Source organism: Janthinobacterium sp. EB271-G4-3-2 (genome assembly GCF_020858035.1).
Classification (GTDB): Bacteria; Pseudomonadota; Gammaproteobacteria; order Burkholderiales; family Burkholderiaceae_D; genus Janthinobacterium; species Janthinobacterium aestuarii.
The window spans coordinates 87,201-107,278 of sequence record NZ_JACYMG010000013.1 but is presented as its reverse complement, the minus strand read 5'-3'; the positions used below and the strand labels follow the sequence as shown (position 1 = coordinate 107,278).

Annotated in this window: 13 protein-coding genes and 1 pseudogene; 6 read left to right on the top strand and 8 right to left on the bottom strand. The window is 66.1% G+C overall.

Features of this window, described 5'->3' with window-relative positions; translation table 11 throughout:
- Positions 1–18: 18 nt before the first annotated feature.
- The 3 genes and pseudogenes from IGS55_RS27990 to IGS55_RS23325 all read left to right on the top strand — a co-directional run bounded on the left by IGS55_RS27990 (position 19) and on the right by IGS55_RS23325 (position 5,316).
- A pseudogene (locus IGS55_RS27990) lies at positions 19–1,621 on the top strand (methyl-accepting chemotaxis protein).
- On the top strand, positions 1,621–2,487 hold the full coding sequence (locus IGS55_RS23330; protein WP_230517817.1) for a putative bifunctional diguanylate cyclase/phosphodiesterase: 867 nt from the start codon (positions 1,621–1,623) through the stop codon (positions 2,485–2,487). Before IGS55_RS27990 ends, IGS55_RS23330 begins: the two are co-directional and overlap by 1 nt.
- Before the next feature lie 51 nt (positions 2,488–2,538).
- The gene (locus IGS55_RS23325) at positions 2,539–5,316 is read left to right on the top strand and encodes an ATP-binding protein (protein ID WP_230517818.1); all 2,778 of its coding nucleotides are present in this window, start codon (positions 2,539–2,541) and stop codon (positions 5,314–5,316) included.
- A 3-nt stretch (positions 5,317–5,319) separates the two neighbouring features.
- On the opposite strand, the gene IGS55_RS23320 is transcribed toward IGS55_RS23325, so the two are convergent.
- Together IGS55_RS23320 and IGS55_RS23315 are read right to left on the bottom strand one after the other, a co-directional pair.
- Positions 5,320–6,240: a lipase secretion chaperone gene (locus IGS55_RS23320; protein ID WP_230517820.1), complete on the bottom strand. Its 921-nt coding sequence runs from the start codon at positions 6,238–6,240 to the stop codon at positions 5,320–5,322.
- A gap of 10 nt (positions 6,241–6,250) precedes the next feature.
- Entirely contained in the window at positions 6,251–7,165 is a 915-nt protein-coding gene (locus tag IGS55_RS23315) for a lipase family alpha/beta hydrolase (protein ID WP_230517822.1), read from the bottom strand.
- Positions 7,166–7,526: 361 nt separating this feature from the next.
- Here IGS55_RS23315 and IGS55_RS23310 point away from each other — a divergent pair, with 361 nt between their 5' ends.
- The gene (locus IGS55_RS23310; RefSeq protein WP_230517824.1) at positions 7,527–8,207 is read left to right on the top strand and encodes a TetR/AcrR family transcriptional regulator; all 681 of its coding nucleotides are present in this window, start codon (positions 7,527–7,529) and stop codon (positions 8,205–8,207) included.
- Positions 8,208–8,272: 65 nt separating this feature from the next.
- Here IGS55_RS23310 and IGS55_RS23305 read toward each other — a convergent pair whose 3' ends face one another.
- On the bottom strand, positions 8,273–10,600 hold the full coding sequence (locus IGS55_RS23305; RefSeq protein WP_230517826.1) for a penicillin-binding protein 1A: 2,328 nt from the start codon (positions 10,598–10,600) through the stop codon (positions 8,273–8,275).
- A gap of 348 nt (positions 10,601–10,948) precedes the next feature.
- On the opposite strand from IGS55_RS23305, the gene IGS55_RS23300 reads away from it, so the two are divergent.
- A complete protein-coding gene (locus IGS55_RS23300) occupies positions 10,949–13,216 on the top strand; it encodes an OPT family oligopeptide transporter (protein ID WP_230517827.1) in 2,268 nt (755 codons plus the stop codon).
- Positions 13,217–13,272: 56 nt separating this feature from the next.
- On the opposite strand, the gene IGS55_RS23295 is transcribed toward IGS55_RS23300, so the two are convergent.
- Together IGS55_RS23295 and IGS55_RS23290 are read right to left on the bottom strand one after the other, a co-directional pair.
- Positions 13,273–14,202 (bottom strand): AAC(3) family N-acetyltransferase, encoded by a 930-nt coding sequence (locus IGS55_RS23295; RefSeq protein ID WP_230517830.1) that lies wholly within the window; start codon positions 14,200–14,202, stop codon positions 13,273–13,275.
- Positions 14,195–15,376, bottom strand: coding sequence for a prenyltransferase/squalene oxidase repeat-containing protein (locus IGS55_RS23290; RefSeq protein ID WP_230517831.1), 1,182 nt, complete (start codon positions 15,374–15,376; stop codon positions 14,195–14,197). The genes IGS55_RS23295 and IGS55_RS23290 overlap by 8 nt, the downstream gene beginning before the upstream one ends.
- Before the next feature lie 157 nt (positions 15,377–15,533).
- On the opposite strand from IGS55_RS23290, the gene IGS55_RS23285 reads away from it, so the two are divergent.
- Positions 15,534–15,761, top strand: a complete 228-nt coding sequence (locus IGS55_RS23285; protein ID WP_034755374.1) for a hypothetical protein — start codon at positions 15,534–15,536, stop codon at positions 15,759–15,761.
- Positions 15,762–15,784: 23 nt separating this feature from the next.
- Here IGS55_RS23285 and IGS55_RS23280 read toward each other — a convergent pair whose 3' ends face one another.
- The 3 genes from IGS55_RS23280 to IGS55_RS23270 all read right to left on the bottom strand — a co-directional run bounded on the left by IGS55_RS23280 (position 15,785) and on the right by IGS55_RS23270 (position 19,820).
- Complete coding sequence (locus tag IGS55_RS23280) at positions 15,785–17,485, bottom strand: hypothetical protein (protein ID WP_230517832.1); 1,701 nt, start codon at positions 17,483–17,485, stop codon at positions 15,785–15,787.
- A 12-nt stretch (positions 17,486–17,497) separates the two neighbouring features.
- Positions 17,498–18,184 carry a UPF0149 family protein gene (locus tag IGS55_RS23275; RefSeq protein WP_230517833.1) on the bottom strand — a complete coding sequence of 229 codons (687 nt, stop codon included), beginning with the start codon at positions 18,182–18,184 and terminating at the stop codon, positions 17,498–17,500.
- A gap of 130 nt (positions 18,185–18,314) precedes the next feature.
- Positions 18,315–19,820, bottom strand: a complete 1,506-nt coding sequence (locus IGS55_RS23270) for a peptide MFS transporter (RefSeq protein ID WP_230517834.1) — start codon at positions 19,818–19,820, stop codon at positions 18,315–18,317.
- Positions 19,821–20,078 lie beyond the last annotated feature (258 nt).

The window sequence follows — 20,078 nt, the reverse complement described above, 5'->3', positions numbered from 1 at the left end:
GATGCACCACACTGAAGGATGCGAATAAAGATGGCAAATATGAAAATCGGCACACGCCTGCGCTGCGCCTTTGCATTGTTGACCTTGCTGTTGCTGGCGACCGCCGTGCTGGGCATGCTGCGCCTGTCCAGCCTGGAGCTGCGCATGCGCGACGTGATCGATGACAAATATCCGAAAACCGTGCTGGCCAACGACATCATCAAGAATGTCAACATCATCGCGCGCTCTTCGCGCAACCTGCTCCTGATGACGGAACCGCAGCAGCTGGCGCAGGAACGCGCCGCCATCGCCAGGGCGGGCGGCGAAACGGAAAAAAGGCTGGCGCAGCTGGAAAAGGCGGTGCAGTCGCCGCAGGGCCGCGAGCTGATGGCGGCCGTGACGCAGGCGCGCGCCGCGTTCAACGGCGGGCGCGACAAGGTACTGGCCCTGCTGGAAGAGGGCGTGCGCGATGAAGCGACCAGCTTGCTGCTCGGCACGGTGCGCGGCGAGCAGCTGCGCTACATGGCGGCGCTGGAAAGCCTGATCGCGTACCAGCATGAGCTGATGGAGGAGGCGGGCGCCCAGGTGCATCAAGAATACGCGACGGCGCGCAACATGATGCTGGCGCTGAGCGCGCTCGCCGTGCTCTTTTCGCTCGTCACGGCCTGGCTGGTCACGCGCAGCATCGTCGATCCGCTGCGCCATGCCTTGGCGGTGGCGCAGACCGTGGCCGCCGGCGATTTGACGTCGACCTTCGGCCGCCACGGCGGCGATGAAACGGGCAAGCTGCTCGACGCGCTGTGCATCATGAACGGCAACCTGCTCGACATCGTGCAGCGCGTGCGCAGCGGCACCGACACCATCGCCACGGCTTCGTCGCAGATCGCGGCCGGCAATATCGACCTGTCCTCGCGCACCGAGGAGCAGGCCAGCTCGCTCGAACAGACCGCGTCGGCCATGGAGGAACTGAGTTCCACCGTGCAGCAGAACGCGGACAATGCCCGCCATGCGAGCGTGCTGGCCGTCGAGGCGGCGAACATCGCCGGCGCCGGCGGGCAAGCCGTGGGCCAGGTGATCCATACGATGGACGCCATCAGCGCGTCGTCGGCGCAGATTGCCGACATCATCGGCGTGATCGACATGCTGGCCTTCCAGACGAATATCCTGGCCCTGAACGCGGCCGTGGAAGCGGCGCGCGCGGGCGAGCAGGGACGCGGCTTTGCCGTCGTGGCAACGGAAGTGCGCAACCTGGCGCAGCGCGGCGGCGGCGCGCGATATCCGCGCCCTGATCGCCACCTCGACGCAGCAGGTGGACGCGGGCGCGGCGCTGGTTGCGCAAGCCGGCGCCACGATGCGGGAAGTGGTGGCGGCCGTGGGGCGCGTGAGCCAGATGGTGGCCGACATCACGGCGGCCAGCGCCGAGCAAAGCACGGGCATCGGCCAGGTCAGCCAGGCGGTCGTGCAGATGGACGAAGTGACGCAGCAGAACGCGGCCCTGGTGGAGGAGGCAGCGGCCGCCTCGCAATCGCTGGAAGGCGAGGCGGCGAATCTGCTGCAGGTGGTCAGCGTGTTTCGCCTGCGCCAGGGGCCGGCGGTTCTGGCGGGCCGCCCTGCGCCTGCCGTGCCGCGCCTGCTGGCCTAGTGGCGCGCCTGGCAAGGTTCTGGCACGGCGCGCTGGCGCTGCTGTGCTGGGCGCCGACGCGCGGCCGGGAGTTGCAGGGGCGCCTGGACAGGGCCATCGTCGATGGCGAATTCTGCTTTCACTACCAGGGCAAGTTCGATACGGCGCAGCTGCGCCTGGTCGGCCTGGAAGCGCTGCTGCGCTGGAACCATCCGCGCCACGGCCTCGTCTACCCGAACGAATTCATCGGCCTGGCCGAGCGGACGAACGCCATCGCCGCGCTGGGCAACTGGGGCATCGACGCGGCCTGCCGCCAGCTGGCGCAGTGGCGCGCGGCGGGCCTGCCTGTGGTGCCTGTCGCGGTGAATGTCTCGGCGCGCCAGCTGTGCCAGCCGCAGTTACCCGATTTTGTGCTGGGCTGCCTGCGGCGCCACGCCATTCCGCCCGGCCTGCTGGAGCTGGAAGTGACGGAAAGCTGCTGCATCGACGACATGGCGCAGGCGACGCAGGGATTGCGCCGGCTGCGCGCGCTGGGCCTGTCCATTTCGCTCGACGATTACGGCACCGGCCATTCGGGCCTGAGCCATGTCAGGATGCTGCCGATTCACACCATCAAGATCGACCGCTCCTTCATCCACGACGTGGCCAGCGGCGGCCGCGACGCCGTCATCGTCGCCTCGACCCTGGCGCTGGCGCGGGGCCTGGACTTGCAGGCGCTGGCCGAGGGCGTGGAAAACGGTGAACAGCTGGCGCAGCTGCGGCGGCTGGGCTGCCCGCAGGTTCAGGGCTTTTATCTGCACCGCCCGGCGCCCGCGGCCGACGTGGCCGCGCTGCTGGCCGCGGGCGCGCCGGCCGGCCTGGTACGGCCTGGCGCGGATGCTCAGTAGAATATGGCCACTGCAAGCCGCGTGCTTTAACACCTACTCCCCCACGCAAGAATGATAAACAGTCCTGCCCCGGCCTATGTCTTCGGCCCGTTTCGCCTTTTGCCGCTGGAGCGCCTGCTGTTCGAGGGCGAACGCGCGCTGCGCCTGGGCAGCAGGGCGATGGACTTGCTGCTGGCCCTGCTGGAGCGCGCCGGCGACATCGTCGACAAGCATGAACTGGTGGCCATCGTCTGGCCCAATGCCGTGGTCGACGACGCGACCTTGCGCGTGCATCTGGCGGCGCTGCGCAAGGCGCTCGGCGATGGCCGCGATGGCCAGCGCTACATCACCACCATTCCCGGGCGCGGCTACGGCTTCCTGGCGCCGCTGGCGCACACGGGCCGGCCGGCGCCCGGTACGGCCGGCACCGAGCCACGGCACAATCTGCCCGTCATGCTGACGCGCATGCTGGGGCGCGCCGAGGTGCTGCAGACGATGGCCAACCAGTTGCTGCAATTGCGCCTGCTGTGCATTGCCGGCCCGGGCGGCATCGGCAAGACCACCCTGGCCGTCGTCCTGGCCACGCGCGTGCTGCGCCGCTATGCCGACGGCGTGTGTTTCGTCGACCTGTCGCCGCTGGAAGAGGGGCGCCTGGTGCCGCTGGCGCTGGCCACGGCGCTGGGCGTGGCCGTGGCGGCCGGCGACGCCATGCCGGTGCTGCTGGCCTACCTGCGCCCGCGCCACATGCTGATCGTGCTCGATAACTGCGAGCACGTGATCGGCGCGGCCGCCGCGCTGGCCGACGCCTTGCTCAAGGGCGCGCCGCTGCTGCACGTGCTGGCCACCAGCCGCGAGCCGCTGCGCATCACCAGCGAGCAGTTGCAGCGCCTGCCCGCGCTGGAATTGCCGCCGGCCGATGCCGTGCCCGATGCGGCGGCAGCCCGCCATTTCGCCGCGGTGCAGCTGTTTTGCGAACGTTGCGCGGCCGTCGACGATGCTTTCGTGCTGGCCGACGCCGACGTGCCCGTGGTGGTGGACATCTGCCGTCGGCTCGATGGCATCCCGCTGGCGCTGGAGCTGGCGGCCGGGCGCATCGGCCATTTCGGCCTGCACGAATTGCGCCGCCAGCTCGACGACCGTTTTCGTTTGCTCACGCGCGGCGCGCGCAACATGCCCTTGCGCCACCAGACACTGCGCGCCACCCTCGACTGGAGCTACGGCTTGCTCGACGCGCAAGAGCGCCAGGTGCTGCAGGCGCTGAGCGTGTTCAGGAGCCGCTTCCGCCTCGAGTCGGCCAGCGCCGTGGCCGGCTGCGACGTGTTCGACACCTTGGCCGACCTGGCGGCCAAGTCCCTCGTCAGCATCGAGTTTTGCCGCCAGTACGTGTATTACCGGCTGCTCGACACCACGCGCGCCTATGCCGGCGCGCTGCTGTCGGCGGGCGGGGATGCGGGCGCCGTGCTGCTGCGCCACGCGCGCCATTGCCTGGGCCTGGCCCAACGCATCGCGGCCGACTGGGGCAGCATGCCGCCGGCCAGCTGGAGCGCGCGCTACGGCCGCCATGTCGACGACCTGCGCGCCGCCATCGACTGGGCTTTCGGCGAGGAGGGCGACGTGGCGCTGGGCGTGTCCCTGACCCTGGCCGCGCAAACCCTGTTCTATCAGCTGTCGCTGATGGACGAATACCGCGTGCGCGTCGGGCGGGCGCTCGAGCGCCTGGCCGCGCATGCGCTGGACGACCCGGACAGCGAGATGCGGCTGCATGCCTCGCAGGCGCACCTGCTGCTGCATACGCAGGGCATCACCGGCACCATGCTGCGTTCGTTCCAGCACGGCTATGCGCTGGCCATGCGCACGGACGATGGCAGCCGCCGCTGTGAGGCGATTTGCGGCATGTGGATCTGCAGCCTGAAGCTGGCCGATTTCCAGCGCGCCGACAGTTACGCCACCGAGCTTGCCGTCCTGTGCGACACGCGCGGCGACACGCCGATGCGGCTGGTGCTGGCGCGCATGCGCTCCGTGGGCGAGTATGTGCAGGGACGCTACGCGCAGTCGGCGGCGCTGGCGCGCATGGTGCTCGCCCATCCCGAGGGCGCGCGGCCGCTCGGCTTCAATCATGCCTTGCTGGCCGATCACCAGGTGTGCCTGCGCGGCACGCTGGCGCGCTGCCTGTGGATGCAGGGCCGTCCCGACGACGCCCTGGCGCTGGTGCGCGAGGCGGTGGCGGTGGGCTTCGAGCACAATGGCGTCACGCTGTGCGTGGCGCTGGCCGTCAATGCCATTCCCGTCGCCCTGTGGTGCGGGCAGCGGGAACTGGCGCATGCGTGGACTTGCCTGCTGTGCGAGCATGCGGCCCGCTATGGCTTGCTGTACTGGAGCGCCTGGGGCGCCGCCTACCGGCGCCTGCTCGACGGGGGCGAGGCGCTGACGCAGTTCCCCTGGCCTGCGGTGCGCAGCTGGCCGATACAGGTCGATTTGATGGCCACCCTGCACGACGCGGCCGCTGATAGTCAGGCGCTGCGACGCGCGCGCATGGGCATGGCGCCGTGGAGCGCGCCGGAAGTGCTGCGCCGCGACGCGCACCACCGCTGGCGGGCGCTGGCGCAAGACGATGCCGCCGGCCTGGAAGCGGTGCGGGTGCAGCTGGAAGAAGCGCTGCGGCTGGCCAGGGGCCAGCAGGCGCCTGGCTGGGAGCTGCGCTGCGCCACTAGCCTGGCGGCCGTGCTGCAGGCGCAAGGCCGCCGCGCCGCCGCGCATGCCGTGCTGGCCCCCGTCCATGCGGGCTACCGGCAGGGGCGCGACACGGCGGACGTGATGGCGGCGGCGGCTTTGCTGGCCCAGCTGGCTTGAACGCTATTCGTAGGCGCCCAGCCGGCGCTGTTCGTCCGGGGTAAAGCTGGCGTCGCGCAGCTGCTGCAGGGCTGCCGCATCCTGCGCGCCGCCGGGCAGGCTGGCTTTCTGAGCTTTGAGCGCTTGATAGGCGATGATGCGCTGCTGCCACTGCGATTCTTCGCGGTCCAGTTCCGCCAGGCGCGCGGCCGCCGCCGGCGTGAAGGTGCTGGCGCGCAGGCGGTAGACTTCGTTGTCGCCGCCGCCCTGCGCCCGCAAGGTCCTGACGGAGGCGTCCAGCTGCGCCACCCGCAGCGGCGCGTCACGCGCGGCGCGCTGGGCGGGCGTCATTTTTTGATCGAGCGCCGTCAGTTGCGCCTGGCGCTGCGCTTCATCGAGCGTGGTATCGCCGAGGATGGTCATGCGCGCCACGGCATCGTCGTCATACGCGTCGCTGGCGCCGAACAGGCCCGCGCTTTCCTCTGGTGTAAAGTAATTGCCGCGCAAGGCGCGCATGGCTTGCAGGCGCGCGCGCGCCGCCAGGGCCGCATCGGCTTGCGCCGGCAAAGCCTGTTCCGCGCCGGCCAGCGCCTGCTTGTAGGCCAGGTATGCGCCCAGCAGGCGCTTGGCTTCGCGGGCGGGGACGGGCGCCAGGCGCCGGTCCAGTTCCGCCTCGATCTGGCCGCGGATGGCGGCCAGCGGCTTTTCACCGAGGCCCGCCAGGTAGTAGTCGAACAGGTGCGCCAGTTCCGCGTCGACCACCAGCTTGTCGCCGGTGGCCACCGTCACGTTGCCGTCGGGCCGCGTGCCTTCCATCGAGCGCACGAACGCGAACAGGTCCGGTTCCGCCTTTTCCGGCGGCGGGGCCGGCGCTTCGCCAGGGCGCAGCGCCAGGTACAAGGCCAGGGCCGCCAGACTGCCGCCGATGATCCATTTCGCGTGCATGCGCTTCTCCTTACAGTCCCAGGCCTTGCAGGCGGTTGGCCTGCTGGCGGAAGACGGTGACGGGGTTCGTTTCGAACAGGTTGACGATGCCGACGAACTGGTTGACTTCATCGAGGTGGTTCATGGCGTAGTCGTCGCGGATCACCTTGCCCAGGTGGCTGGAGCAGCTGCTGACCAGGCCATCGTTCTTGGCGCCGCCGAAGGCCAGGCTGATGGCGGCCAGCAGCGGGTCGCCCACGTCGAGCACGTTCGTGTACGGCTGCGCGCCGCTCCACGAAAAGTAGTGCACGCCCTGCACCTGGTAGGCGCCTTCGCCGCAGGCCGAGGTGGGTACGCCTTGCGGGTGGCGGCTGTTGAAGGCCAGCGAACCGGCCGTGGACAGCGACGCCAGCGACGCGCCCGCGTTTTGCGGCAAGCCCTTGTTGCCCGACAAAATGCCGATCAGCGAGGCCAGCGCATTGCCCAGCGCGTTGCTGGTGTTGGGAATGGCGCCGCTGAGGATATCGGCCACCTTGGAGCCTTTGTTCACGCCGGCCACGCTGGTGACGGACGCCACCAGGTCGGGGCGCACGGAAGCGACATAGCGGGCCGTGGGGCCGCCGTGGCTATGGCCGATCAAATTGACCTTGGCCGCCCCCGTGGCGGCGAGGATTTGCCGCACCTGCGACAACAGCTGCTCGCCGCGCACTTCCGTGCTGTTGGCGGCCGACACGGTGGTCACATACACTTGTGCGCCGCCGCTGCGCAGGGCGTCGGAGACGCCATAAAAATAGTCGACGGGACCGAGCTTGTCGAAGCCGAACAGGCCGTGCACGAGCACGATCGGATACTTCGTTTGCGTGTAGCCGGCGGCGCTGGCGCTGCCGGGCAGAATGGCGAGGGTGAACAGCAGGGTCGATAGCAGTTGCCAAAAGCGAGTCTTCATTTTGTCTCCGTTATTTGAATAATATGGAAATGTCGATGCTGTAGCGGTGAACCGTGCGCTCCTTTACATTCTCGATGCATTAAAAATAGCGAGCGCTCGGTTTTTAGAATGTAGCACCGCTGGATTTAAATTGCAGTGAATTGCATGATGCAGCGCAATAACTGTGGGTATTTGGCGTGGCTTATGCGCCCATTGCATAGTTGAAAAGTAAAATAGTTGTTTTCCTGAGCTATAATCGGCCCCGCATCAGCCGTCCCGCCGTCTTGCAGTGCCTTGCCCAGGCATTGCATGGATATCGTTCTTACACCGTTATTTGGGAATGCACTTGTCGACCCATTTTAATTTTGAACAGTTTCAGCAGATGACGCCTTTAAATGGCGAAAACATCTGGGAATACATTCTTGACCGCCACGCGGAACGTATCGGCGTCAAGCGCCGCAAGCCGGCGCTGGAAAATCTTGAGCGCATCTTCGTCGCCACCTTCCGCCTGGCCAATGACGTGGGCTTCCGCGCCATGAGCTTGCGCGACCTGTGCCGCGAGACGGGGCTGTCGATGGGCGGCCTGTATGGCTACATCACCGGCAAGGATCAACTGGCCGAAATGATCGAGGACGTGGTGCGCCACGCCACGCAAGCCTTGCCGCTGCTGTTCGTCGACGTGAAGTCGCCGCTGGACCGCCTCGAAGCGATGATACGCTCGTCGATCTACCTGTCCGAAGTGCTGCAGCCGTGGTTTTATTTTGTCTTCATGGATTCGCGCGTGCTGCAGGTCGAGCAGCGCAGCATGGCGAAGAATTCGGAATTGTATGTGCAGACCCTGATCGCCGCCACCATCGCCGAAATCGAACCGAAGCCGCAGGGCGATCCCACCTTGCTGGCCGCGCACTGCCTGGCCCTGTTCCAGGACTGGTACGTGAAACGCTGGAAGTACCGCGCGGCGAAGGTCAATGTCGACGATTTCGCCGATAGCGTCGTCAGTACGGCGCGCGGGTATTTGAGCATGGCCAAGGCGCCGGAAGTAGGTCGGATTAGCGAAGCGTAATCCGACAAGAGCCGACTGCGGCTTGTCGGGTTACGTCGTTCCTCTTAACCCGACCTACGGATCCATCAGTTCGTGGTTTCCACCGGCAGCGTCTCCGGCACGGCAGCCGGATCCGTCGGCGTCTCCACGTCCATATCCAGGGTCCTGATCCCGTTCATGTCGATGAATTCGTCGTACAGCCACTCGCCGTCGACCTGGCTCAGGCCCTCCGGCACGGCGCGCGTGATTTGCGGGCGCGTCGACAGGGCCGTGCGCATGTAGTCGATCCAGATCGGCATGGCCAGGGTGGCGCCGAATTCGCGTCCGCCCAAGGACTTGGGCTCGTCGTAGCCCATCCACGCCACGGCCACGATGCCGCCGCTGTAGCCGGCGAACCAGCCGTCGACGGCGTCGCTGGTGGTGCCCGTCTTGCCGGCGATGTCACTGCGTCCCAGTTTTTTCGTTGCCGCCGCGCCCGTGCCCGTGCGCGCCACTTCGCGCAGCATGCTGTCCATCACGAAGGCGTTGCGCGGGTCCAGCGCCAGGGTCTTGTCGTCGTTCGGCACGGGCGGTTTGGTCTGCATCAGGATGGTGCCCTTGGCGTCGACGATGCGGTCGATCAGGTAGGGCTCCACCTGGTGGCCGCCATTGGCGAACAGGGCGTAGGCGCCCGCCATCTGCACGGGCGTGACGGAACCCGTGCCCAGCGCCATGGTCAGATTGTTCGGCTGGCGGGCCGGGTCGAAGCCGAATTTTTCCATGAAGTCGTGCGTGGTCGACACGCCCAGCGCGCGCAGGATGCGCACCGAGGCCACGTTCTTCGATTGCGCCAGCGCATAGCGCATGGTGATGGGGCCGTCGAACTTGAAATCGTCGTTCTGCGGCGCCCACACCTTGCCGCCCGCCTGCAGTGCCAAAGGCACGTCGTTGATCAGGGTGGCCGGCGAAAAGCCTTTTTCCAGCGCCGCCGAATACACGAAGGGCTTCATGGCCGAACCGGGCTGGCGCCACGCTTGCGTCACGTGGTTGAATTTTTGCAGGTTGTAATCGAAGCCGCCCACCATGGCGTGGTAGGCGCCCGTGTCCGCGTCGAGCGAGACAAACGCGGCGGCCACCAGCGGCACTTGCGTGATGGCCCAGTTGTCCTTGCCATCTTTGGTGATGCGAATCACGGCGCCCGGGCGCAGCTTGATGCCGGCGCTCGCTTTGGCGGAGAGGGCGGGGGCGGCAAAGCGCAAGCCGTCGCCCGTGATGGTCTTGGCGTCGCCGTCGCCCGTATCGGCCACCACCTTGCCGCTGGCCACCTCCGTGACGACGGCGGCGATCAGGCCGTCGCTGTCCGGGCGTTTTTGCAGCGCCGCATCGATGGCGTCGTCGCGCTGCTCCGGATCGGCTGGCATGTCGATGAAGGTTTCCGGGCCGCGGTAGCCGTGGCGCTGGTCGTAGGCGATGACGTTGCGGCGCGTCGAGGCATAGGCCGCGTCCTGGTCCGCTTTCAGGATCGTCGTGTAGACGCTGATGCCCTTGGTGTAGCTGTCCTCCTTGAGCTGCGCATACACGGCCTGGCGCGCCAGTTCGGCCACGTATTCGGCGTGCGTGTCGAAACCCTGCTTGCCGCGGCTATTGATCTGCAGCGGCTGGGCCAGCGCCTGCCGGTACTGGCCTTCGCTGATGTAATCGAGTTCGCGCATGCGTTTCAAGACCAGCCGCTGGCGCGCGTGCGCCTTTTTCGGATTGCTGATCGGGTTGTGGCGCGACGGGTTTTGCGGCAGGCCAGCCAGCATGGCCATTTCCGCGATCGACAGTTCATTGAGCGGTTTGCCGAAGTAGGTCTGCGCCGCGCTGCCGAAGCCGAACGAGCGCTGGCCCAGGTACATCTGGTTCATGTACAGCTCGAGAATCTGGTCTTTCGACAGGGCCGCTTCGATCTTCAGGGCCAGCATGATCTCGTTGAGCTTGCGCGAGGCGACTTTTTCGCGCGTCAGGAAGAAGTTGCGCGCCACCTGCATGGTGATGGTGGAGCCGCCGCCGTGGCCGAAGCCGTGGCGCAGGTTCGACAGCACGGCGCCGCCGGCGCGCACGAAGTCGATGCCGTGGTGTTCGTAGAAGCGGCCATCCTCGATGGCCAGCAGGGCCTTCTTCATCATTTCCGGCACTTGCGCAATCGGCACGAAGTCGCGGTGCTCTTCGCCGAATTCGCCGATCAGCACATTGTCGGCCGTGTACACGCGCAGCGGTATCTTCGGCTGGTAGTCGGTGATGACGCCCAGTTCGGGCAGGCGGGGGCGCACGTACAGGAACAGGTAGGCGGCCAGCAGCAGGGCGGCGGCCAGCGCGGCGCAACCGGCGATGATGATGGCGCGCACGCTGGCGCGGCGGGAAGGCCAGGGGAATCCGGTTCGTTTGGCAGTCAAGGCAGTCTCACGTGAGCGTGCAAGGCACGGTGGCAGCGATTATAGACCAATGCGGCGGCGCTCCCGGCGCCGGGACCGGCTGCAAAAAACCTTTTCATCGAAACGCGGCTGTGCGATAGTCTCGGCTTCAAGCAAATAGCCCGGGCCTAAGTAACCCCCAATAAATTATTGTGATTTCTGACTTCCATAACCGGTGCTCCGCGGCGTTGCTCGCTGCTAGCAGTGCTCGCACTGCGTCGCAGCGAGCGCCTTGCATAGCATCCGGTTCTGTTTGTCATAAATTCACACTAATTTTCCGAGGATTACTTAGATCCGGGCTGTTTATTTTAAAAGATTAAGGATTGATTTATGGCAAAAGATGCAATGCCGAGCGCCGTGAAGTCGTATATTCCGGCCGATGCGAAACTGCCCGAGATGACCTTCCGCGCGCTGTTCATGGGCGTCATCCTGGGGATGGTCTTTGGCGCCTCCTCGCTCTACCTGGTGCTGAAAGTGGGCCTGACCGTCAGCGCGTCAATCCCCGTCGCCGTGATCGCCATTACCCTGTTCGGCCTGGCCAAGAAGGTGGGCGGCAAGGATTCGTCGATCCTGGAAAACAGCATCACGCAAACGGCCGGTTCGGCCGGCGAATCGCTGGCCTTCGGCCTGGGCGTGACCATGCCCGCGATTTTGATCCTCGGCTTCGACCTGGAAATCTCGCGGGTCATGCTGGTCGGCGTTCTTGGCGGCCTGCTGGGCATTTTGATGATGATCCCGATGCGCCGCACCATGATCGTCGACCAGCACAAGGAACTCAAATTCCCCGAAGGCACGGCGTGTGCCGAAGTGCTCAAGGCGGCCGCCACGGAAGAATCGCGCATCGCCGCCGGCGAAAGCATCGAGAAGGATTCGGCTGCCGCGCTGGACGCCAAGCGCCGCGCCAAGATCATCTTCGGCGGTTTTGCCGTCGGCTTGCTGTACAAGGTATTCAATATCTCGTTCAAGGGCTGGAAGGATACGCCGGGCGTGGAATTTGCCGCGCCGCTCAAGGGCGGCTCCATCGGCGCCGAGATTTCCCCTGAATTACTGGGCGTGGGCTACATCATCGGCCCGCGCATCGCCGCCACCATGGCGGCCGGCGGCGTGCTGTCGTATCTGCTATTGATCCCGATGATCAAGTTCTTCGGCGACAGCCTGACCACCGTGCTCTCGCCGGGCACCAAGTTGATCAGCGAAATGGGCGCGGACGATGTGCGCAGCGCCTATGTGCTGTACATCGGCGCGGGCGCCGTGGCCGCCGGCGGCCTGATTTCGCTGGTGCGCGCCATGCCCATGATCTGGCGCAGCCTGTCGGCCGGCCTGAAGGGCATCGGCAAGGGCGTCAAGAGCAATTCCACCTTGCGCACGGACCAGGACATCCCCCTGAAATGGGTCGTCATCGGCTGCCTGTCCATCATCGCCGTGATCACCTTCGCCACGCCGCTACACATGAATTTCCTCGGCGCGCTGCTGATCCTCGTCTTCGGCTTCCTGTTCGCCACCGTCTCGTCGCGCCTGACGGGCGAAATCGGCTCGTCGTCGAACCCGATCTCCGGCATGGCCGTGGCCACCTTGCTGTTTACCTGCCTGATCTTCCTGATCATGGGCTGGACGGGCGGGCGTTACTATGTGACGGCCCTGTCGGTGGGCGCCATTGTCTGCATCGCCGCCAGCAATGCGGGCACCACGTCGCAAGACTTGAAAACCGGCTACCTGGTGGGCGCCACGCCGCGCCTGCAGCAGTACGCGATCCTGGCCGGCGCGCTGTCGTCCGCGCTGATCCTCGGTCCGATTCTGCTGAAACTGAACGAAGCGAGCACCGTCTACGTGCCGGCCGCGCAAGTGGCGCCTGGCCTGACGGTCGATGCGTCGAAGCTGACCGTGACGGGCGAGCTGCATGGCCCGCAAGCCGATACCGACCACAATACGTACAAAGTCTGGCAAAAGACCGATACCGTGGGCGGCCCGGCCGGCAAGTATTTCGTCAAGGAAGACGGCCAGCTGGCTTATCTGGTCGACCCGGGCATCAATGGCCATTACAGCAAGCGTCCGGACGGTTCGGAAGTGAGGAAATACGATGCGCCGAAAGCCGTGCTGATGTCCTACATCATCAAGGGCATTCTCGACCAGCAACTGCCGTGGACCCTGGTGCTGTTCGGCGTGATGATCGCCGTGGTGCTGGAAATGGCCGGCATCCCGTCACTGGCGTTTTCGGTGGGCGTGTACCTGCCGCTGTCGTCGACCTTGCCGATCTTCGTCGGCGGCCTGGTGCGCTGGCTGGCGGACCGCCGCAACAACAAGCTGGAACACAATGCGAAACTGAACGAGGAAGAGCGCCAGCTGGCGGGCGACCGCAGTTCTGGCGTACTGCTGGCATCGGGCTACATCGCCGGCGGCGCGCTGGCCGGCATCATCATCGCCATCACGGCCGGCGTGCTCACCCACTTCGACCAGATGATGGCCGACTGGGCCGAGCACGGCAACCCGTTCTACGCGGGCCTGCACTCGGACGCGCTGTCGCTGCTGCCGTATGCCGTCATCATCGTGCTGCTGTATATCGTGGCAAGAGAGAAGAAGACGGATCGTCCGCAGGCTTGATGTCCTCGCTGATCTAATGAGAGCCGCCCGGTGTCATGACGAACCGGGCGGTTTTTTCATGCGCGCCGGATGGGCCGTGCCGCCAGCTGCGCCGCTGTGGCGTAGATCGTCACGTCGTCGGACGCGAGCCGGCCCAGGTGCGCATAAAACGCCTGCGCCGGTATCAGCCACGACGCCGCATCGCCCACTTGCCCATTGACGCGCAGGCCGGCCGCGTCGAATTCACGGTGGAAGTAGTCGCGCAGGTCGGCGCGGCCGGGATGGTCGATGCGGCGCTGGGCGACTGCCGAATCGAACGGGCGCACGGGCACTTCCCAGCGCCGGCCCGCATGGTCCAGGCAGGCCAGCAGCTGTGTCTCGTCTTCCCATACGGGCACGGGAAAGGCGCCGCCCATGGCGTCTTCCAGCGCGTGATAGAACGTCACGGGCCCCATGGAAATGCCGAGGCCCAGCACCTTCGCCTGATCGCAGCCGATGAAGCGCTGCCACGGCGAGTCCATGCCGAAGATCGAGGGCGCGTGGTGATGCGCCTCGGTGAGATCGGCGGCGTGGCGGCCCCACGCGGACACGGAGTGGGTCGGGTGGATGCTGCGCCGGACATTGGCGCTGGCAAGGAAGGCTTCGGGCAGGCGCCCCATGTGCGTGCCATGGCGGCGCGGGTCGAACACATAGTCCGGCATGGCGCAGGTGGCGCGCACCGTGCCGCCCGGCAGATAGTAGGTGGGCAGCAGCAGGGTGCCTTGCGGGCCGACGGCGTCCTGCAGGGCTTGTACGACGGCCGGCGCGCCGCCTTCCACGTAGCCGAGGCTTTTCAGCGATGAATGGATGAACAGCGTATCTCCGTGCGCGATGCCCAGCCGCGCCAGATCGGCGGCCAATCCGGCGCGCGTCACATGGGGCGCGTTCTGGCGCACGTGCCGCGCGCTGGCGGTGCGGCGCCATGTTTCCAGCGCGGCCCTGGCGGCGCGTTTGGCCTCGTCAAGCATCTCCGATTTCCATTTCCAGCAGGTTGGCATCAATGCAGAACTTGGCGGCCCAGTTCAGGTAAGCCCAGGTGCCGTAGTCGCCATCGACGGGAAACGAGCCCTTGACGCCGCCGCGCGCGTGCGCGGGGCCGTCGATGCTGACCGCGCGCCGCACGTAACTATTCAGGCGGCGTGCCGCGTCGAGGTAGCGCCGCTCGCCCGTGAACTGGTACAGCAGGAACAGGCAGTGCGCGTTTTGCGCGGAACCCGTGAGGCAGGCGTAGCCGGCCCCCGGCTGGAAGTCCGGACCGAGGCGGCCCGCCAGGTAGCCGTCGTCCCTCACGGCCTTGGCGACGCTCGTGCCGGTGCGCGCGGCGGCGTCCAGCAGGCCGGCGCGCGCGGAAAAGCGGTGGGCTTCGAGCAGGCCGCGCAAGGCGTAGCCGATGGTGTGAGTCAGGGGCAGCAGCGGGTTGTCCAGGCAGTTCGAAGCGAACCAGCCGTTGGGGCGCTGCTTGGTCAGCGCCCAGTCGACCTGGCGCAGGCCGGCCGCGCCATAGCCGTGGCCCGGTACGACGCGCTCCGCTTCGAACAGGCCCCACGCCACGTGCGTTTCATAGGCCTTGTCGCCGGCGCTGGCGAACGGCGTCGGATGCCTGCGCCAGCAGCCGTCGGCATCCTGGCTATCGCGCAGCCAGCTTGCCGCGCGGCGCATGGCGTCCTCGTAGGCTTCGCCGTACGCTGCCACGCCGGCGGCCAGGCCAAGCAGTATCTGGCCCGTGTTGAAGGTGACGGGCACGCGCGGCGTGGAATCGATTTTCCCGCCCTGGAAACCACCCTCCGGGAACTGGATGGCCACGCACCAATCGAGCATGCGCCGCGCGCGTCCGTGCAGCGCGGCGTCGTCCGCGCGCTGCGCCAGGGCGATGACGGTGGGGATGATGTAGCCGGTGGTCTCCGGGTAGGAACTCGACCAGCCTGTCAGCAGGCTGTAGTCGCGCGCGACGCCGCCGTCGTGTGAGCTGGAGTGGTCCTGCGCCGCGCACAGCCAGGCCGTGCAGGCCTTGACGACGGCGTGCGGCCCGGGGTCAAGGGCGGGCAGGCCGCGCCGGTCCGACAGCCGCTCCATGCGCGCCGCGGCTGGCAGACTTGCCTGCGGCGCCAGTGTGTTCCGTATCTTCGTGAGCAAGGTGCGCATGGCAGTGATGGCGTAGTGGTGGGTTCCGGCTACTGTAGCGCCGGCAGCCGGCACGGCTATTGACTTGCCGCAAGGATCAGCCGCCGCATCGCCGTGGCCGGAATTGACGCATAATGGATGCATAATCGACGCTACAGCACCATCGACGAGGCCCGCCATGAACAATGTCACGCTTGAGTACTCGGTCGTCACCAATCCCGACTCCTTTGTCGGCTTCAAGTATTACGTCAAGGCGGGGCAGGCATTCGATGCCGATGATTTCGCCTATTCCTACAAGCTGAAACGCTCCGACCTGGACCCGGACAGCGTGCTGGCCACGCGCGAGGCGGCGGCGAACCTGCAGCCGGGCGAGTGGCTGACGGTGTCGCATTCGATTGCGGCGTAGCCGGCAGCGCATTGTTTCTCTGCCTAGATACCGAACACTTTCAATATCGCGTCCGTCAATCCCTCGAACCAACTGCCCACCTTGCCCGGCTGCTTGCCGTGGCGCGGGGTTTCTTCGTACAGGTAGACGCCGTTGTCGCCATCGAAGCGGTCGTTGAGCAGCGCTTGGTGGCCGCGCAGGTAGGGGATGAAGGTTTCGCTGCGCAGAGTCGAATACAGCACGTCGGTGCTGAAACCCAGGGTGGCGGACTGGCTGATGGAGCGCCCCTGGCCGGCCCGTTCCAGGCGCACGCCGCGGCAGCCGCGCACGATCAGGGTGACGGGGCCGCGAAAGACGATGAAGCGCAGCTGCAAGGTGAGCCAGGCGTGCAGGCTGCGCAGGCGCCAGTGGCTGCTGATCGCCAAAGGCTGGCCCGCATCGGCAATCAATCCGACCAGTCCCCGCGGCTGGAACACGAGGGCGCTGCCGGCCGGCAGGTGGACGATCGCCACTTCCAGCAGCGGATCGTCGCTGGCGGAAATCGTCACGGATGCCGGCTCGCCGCTTTCCAGCCGGGTCAGCGCCACCATGCCGGCGGCCAGGCTGGTGAATGGAAAGCGCCAGTCCAGCAGCCACTGCGTGCGCTTGCGTGTGCTGACGGGCGACGATTGCAGGTATTCGGGATGGATCAGCATCCGCTGGCCCGGCTGCAGCAGCAAACCCTGCGAGACGGCGGAAATGCGCGATTCGCCATGCGGCGGCAAGGGGAGGGAGCTGCCCGCCATCTGCAGCTCGCGCGCGATCGACAGCGGCGGCAAACGGGCAGCGATGGGCGCCAGCACGAAGTAAAAGAAGACCTTGATCGCCACGGGCAGCAAGATGGCCGACAGCACCAGCAGGGCGGCCGTGGGCGCCACGTCCATGATGGGCGCGCGCCAGCGGGCGATCCAGTTGCGCGCCAACTGGCTTTCGCCGGCCGCGATGGCCTGTTGCACGGGCGCCAGCGCGCCGGTCAAGGCTTGCGTGTCGATGGAAAATGGGGCGGGGCGGGCAGAGTGGGTGGCACTGGTGCGGGCGCGCTGCGCTGCCCAGGCCTGGTACGCTTGCAGGTTGATCTCGCGCAAGCGCTGGCCTTGCGCTTCGAGCTGCGACAGCTGCGCGTAGACGTCGCTGCCGGGCAGGCGGGCCGCCAGCGGGTGCTGCGCTTCCAGTTGCCGGCGCTGGCGCAGGTTGTGCTGCAGCGCCGCATACGCGTGCACGTGCTCCGCATGCAGGCGCGCCAGGGTTTGTCGCGCATCTTCGCCGCTGATTGCCGCTTGCAGGGCGGTCAGATAGCGGGCTTCCTGCGCCAGCACTTCGATCTCCACGCGGCGCGCGGCTTCCTCCTGCGCATGCAAGGCCAGCGTGTGCGTGTCGGGCAGGGGGAGGGTGAACAGCGAAGGCTGCCGCCGCGCGTGCAAGCCTGTCAATTGGGCCTGCACTTCCTTCAGGCGGGCGGCGATGGCCGTGTGCGGGACGTGCCGCAGGGCGTTGACCCGCGCCGTGGCGGCAGCGGCCAGGCCGGCGCCGTGGCTATCGGCGCCTTCGGCGGCCAGCCTCAATGCCGCCACAGTTTCGCTGCCGGCGCTGTACGCCCGCCATTCGGCCAGCAGCATGCGTCCTGCCAGCAGGATGACGATGAACAGGGCGAACTGCAGTGCATGGCGCAGCAGGAAGCGCAGGGTGGCCGTCAGCAGCTGGCGCAAGGAGGAATCGCCTTAGGTCGCCGCGCTATTGGCGTCGGCGCAGCATTTCTTGTACTTCTTGCCGCTGCCGCAGTGGCACGGGTCGTTGCGTCCCGTCTTCGGCAGTTCGCGCAGCACGGTGGCGCCGGGCTGGCTGTGTGCCTGGCTTTTCAGGTGGCGCTGGCGCGCCCAGGCCGCGTTGATGGCGATGACGGCGGGAATCACGCCATCCATGGCCGCTTCGGCCGCATCGTCATCGAGTTCGCCAGCCGTGGCCAGGTGCTGGAACGGCGCCAGGTACTGCGGGTGGCTGACGGCCAGCGCGGCCCACTGGGGCTTGTCCAGGCTCGTGCCCAGGATAAAACCTGCGCACCAGGCGGGCACGCTCCATTCCGGGCCGCAGACGTAGATGGGCTCGAAGCTGTCCGGGTCCTTCGCCAGCCATTCGACCATATAGGCGTGATGGCGCTGCCCCAGGCTGGCCGCCCGTTCGCTGGCCTCGTCCTGTGCTGGCAAGGCGCTGCCGGCCGCCTTGTCCCACACCCATGGCAGCCATTGTTCCGGCGCGATCTGTTTCGGGCTCAGGGCGACGGCCGTGAGAAAACCTTCCAGCATCGACACGTCCATGGCACGGCCGGCCAGGGCAGGCGCGGCCAGCAGGGTGTCGAGTTCGGCGTATTCGTCGTCGGAGAGGGGCGTGGTGGGGGAGATGCTGGACATAATATTCTTTGCTGATGTGAGTGGAGTGGCCGGCGGCCCTGGCCGTATTGTACCGCCCGGCAAGGGGAAACCCGGCGCTGGAATGAAAAACGGCGGCCCGCAGGCCGCCGTTGTCAGCTAAGGCGGAAGCTTACTTCACGCCGTGCATCAGTTTGTTGATCAGCGGTGCGATCAGGAACAGCACGACACCGGCGCCGAGCAGGGACCAGAAGCCGAAGGTGTAGCCGGACAGGGCCGACTGCACCGACATGCCGCTGGTGCCGCTGACGTGGCTGGCGAAGATGCCCGACAGGTTGTTGCCGATACCGGTCGACAGGAACCAGCCGCCCATGCCCAGGCCGACCAGGCGCACCGGCGCCAGCTTGGTGACCATCGACAGGCCGATAGGCGACAGGCACAGCTCGCCGATCGATTGCAGCACGTACACGGTGGTCAGGGTCCAGAACGGGATCTTGTTATCGGCGCCAACCAGGCTCGACAGAGCGAAGATCAGCAGGCCGAAGGCCAGCGCATTGCCCAGCAAGCCCAGGCCGAATTTGCGCGGGATCGAAGGATTGACGTTGTGGCGCGCCAGGAAAACCCAGACGGCGGCGATGATCGGCGCGAAGACGATGATGGCGACCGAGTTGACGGTCTGGAAGTAGGCGGTCGGGAAGATCCAGAAGCCCAGGTCGCGGTTGACGATCTTGTCGGCCAGGAAGGTAAACGAGCTGCCAGCCTGTTCGAAGAACATCCAGAACAGGATGTTGAAGACAAAGATCAGCAGCATGGCGATGACGCGGTCACGCGCAACTTTACCGTTGCGTATGCCTTCGATCATCAGCATCACGGCCAGGCCGACGAACAGCACGGTCAGGACGATTTGCAGCTTTTCAGCGCCGACGGTCAGCAGGAAGTACATCAGCGGGATCACGCACAGGGAACCGACGGCCACCCAGACGACGCGCATCGGGTTGCCGGAACCGGCTTCAGGAGCGCCGATGCCTTTCAGGGCGCGGCGGCCGATGGCGAACCATACCAGGCTGATCAGCATGCCGAAACCGGACGCCATGAAGACCATCTTGTACGATGGCATGGCGCTGGTGCCGAAGATCGACTCGGCCAGCCACTGGGTGAAGACAGGGGCAACCATGGCGCCCATGTTGATACCCATGTAGAAGATCGTGAAGCCGCTGTCGCGGCGCGGATCGGCTGTCGTGTACAGCTTGCCGACCATGGTCGAGATGTTCGGCTTGAACATGCCGTTGCCGACGATCATGGTGGCCAGACCCAGGTTGAAGATGTCCTGGTTCGGTACCGAGATGCAGAACAGGCCTGCAGCCATGAAAACGGCGCCCAGCAGGATGGAGCGCTGGTAACCGATGACACGGTCGGCGATGTAGCCGCCGAACAGGGCGCCGGCGTACACCAGCGCGAGGAAGGAACCGTAGGTAAGGTTGGCCGCTGCCTGTCCCGAACCGTCGCCAGCGTGGAACTGGGCCACGATGTACAGGACCAGCGCCCAGCGAACTCCGTAGAACGCGAAGCGTTCCCAGAATTCAGTCATGAACAACATCCACAATGGGCTTGGATGGCCCATAATCTGCTTGAACTCGGGAATAACGGCTTCCTTGTTGGGCGTAGTCGCACCGCTCATGCGGTTCCTCCTGAAAAATTATTATAGTCAATCGATACAACGAACTTATGGAAGCCTGCGGGCGGCGGGGACTCTCATGAAGAACCTCACGCACGGGAATTCCAATAGGCTGGCATTCTAATCTACAAATTGCGCTGAGCGAAGGTTTCGATTCGCATTAGCAAGAATGACTGTTTCATATTAGTCAAACCGGTTTGCAGGCAAGGGCGGGCCCGGCGATTTTGCGGCGGCACAGCACAACTTGCCTGACTTGTCGTA

What these genes read in the sequence shown, in the direction of transcription:
- IGS55_RS23325 (WP_230517818.1), top strand. Translation starts at nt 2,539, where the DNA reads ATGATAAACAGTCCTGCCCCGGCCTATGTCTTCGGCCCGTTTCGCCTT.
- IGS55_RS23320 (WP_230517820.1), bottom strand. Translation starts at nt 6,240, where the DNA reads ATGCACGCGAAATGGATCATCGGCGGCAGTCTGGCGGCCCTGGCCTTG.
- IGS55_RS23315 (WP_230517822.1), bottom strand. Translation starts at nt 7,165, where the DNA reads ATGAAGACTCGCTTTTGGCAACTGCTATCGACCCTGCTGTTCACCCTC.
- IGS55_RS23310 (WP_230517824.1), top strand. Translation starts at nt 7,527, where the DNA reads ATGACGCCTTTAAATGGCGAAAACATCTGGGAATACATTCTTGACCGC.
- IGS55_RS23300 (WP_230517827.1), top strand. Translation starts at nt 10,949, where the DNA reads ATGGCAAAAGATGCAATGCCGAGCGCCGTGAAGTCGTATATTCCGGCC.
- IGS55_RS23295 (WP_230517830.1), bottom strand. Translation starts at nt 14,202, where the DNA reads ATGCTTGACGAGGCCAAACGCGCCGCCAGGGCCGCGCTGGAAACATGG.
- IGS55_RS23290 (WP_230517831.1), bottom strand. Translation starts at nt 15,376, where the DNA reads ATGCGCACCTTGCTCACGAAGATACGGAACACACTGGCGCCGCAGGCA.
- IGS55_RS23285 (WP_034755374.1), top strand. Translation starts at nt 15,534, where the DNA reads ATGAACAATGTCACGCTTGAGTACTCGGTCGTCACCAATCCCGACTCC.
- IGS55_RS23275 (WP_230517833.1), bottom strand. Translation starts at nt 18,184, where the DNA reads ATGTCCAGCATCTCCCCCACCACGCCCCTCTCCGACGACGAATACGCC.
- IGS55_RS23270 (WP_230517834.1), bottom strand. Translation starts at nt 19,820, where the DNA reads ATGAGCGGTGCGACTACGCCCAACAAGGAAGCCGTTATTCCCGAGTTC.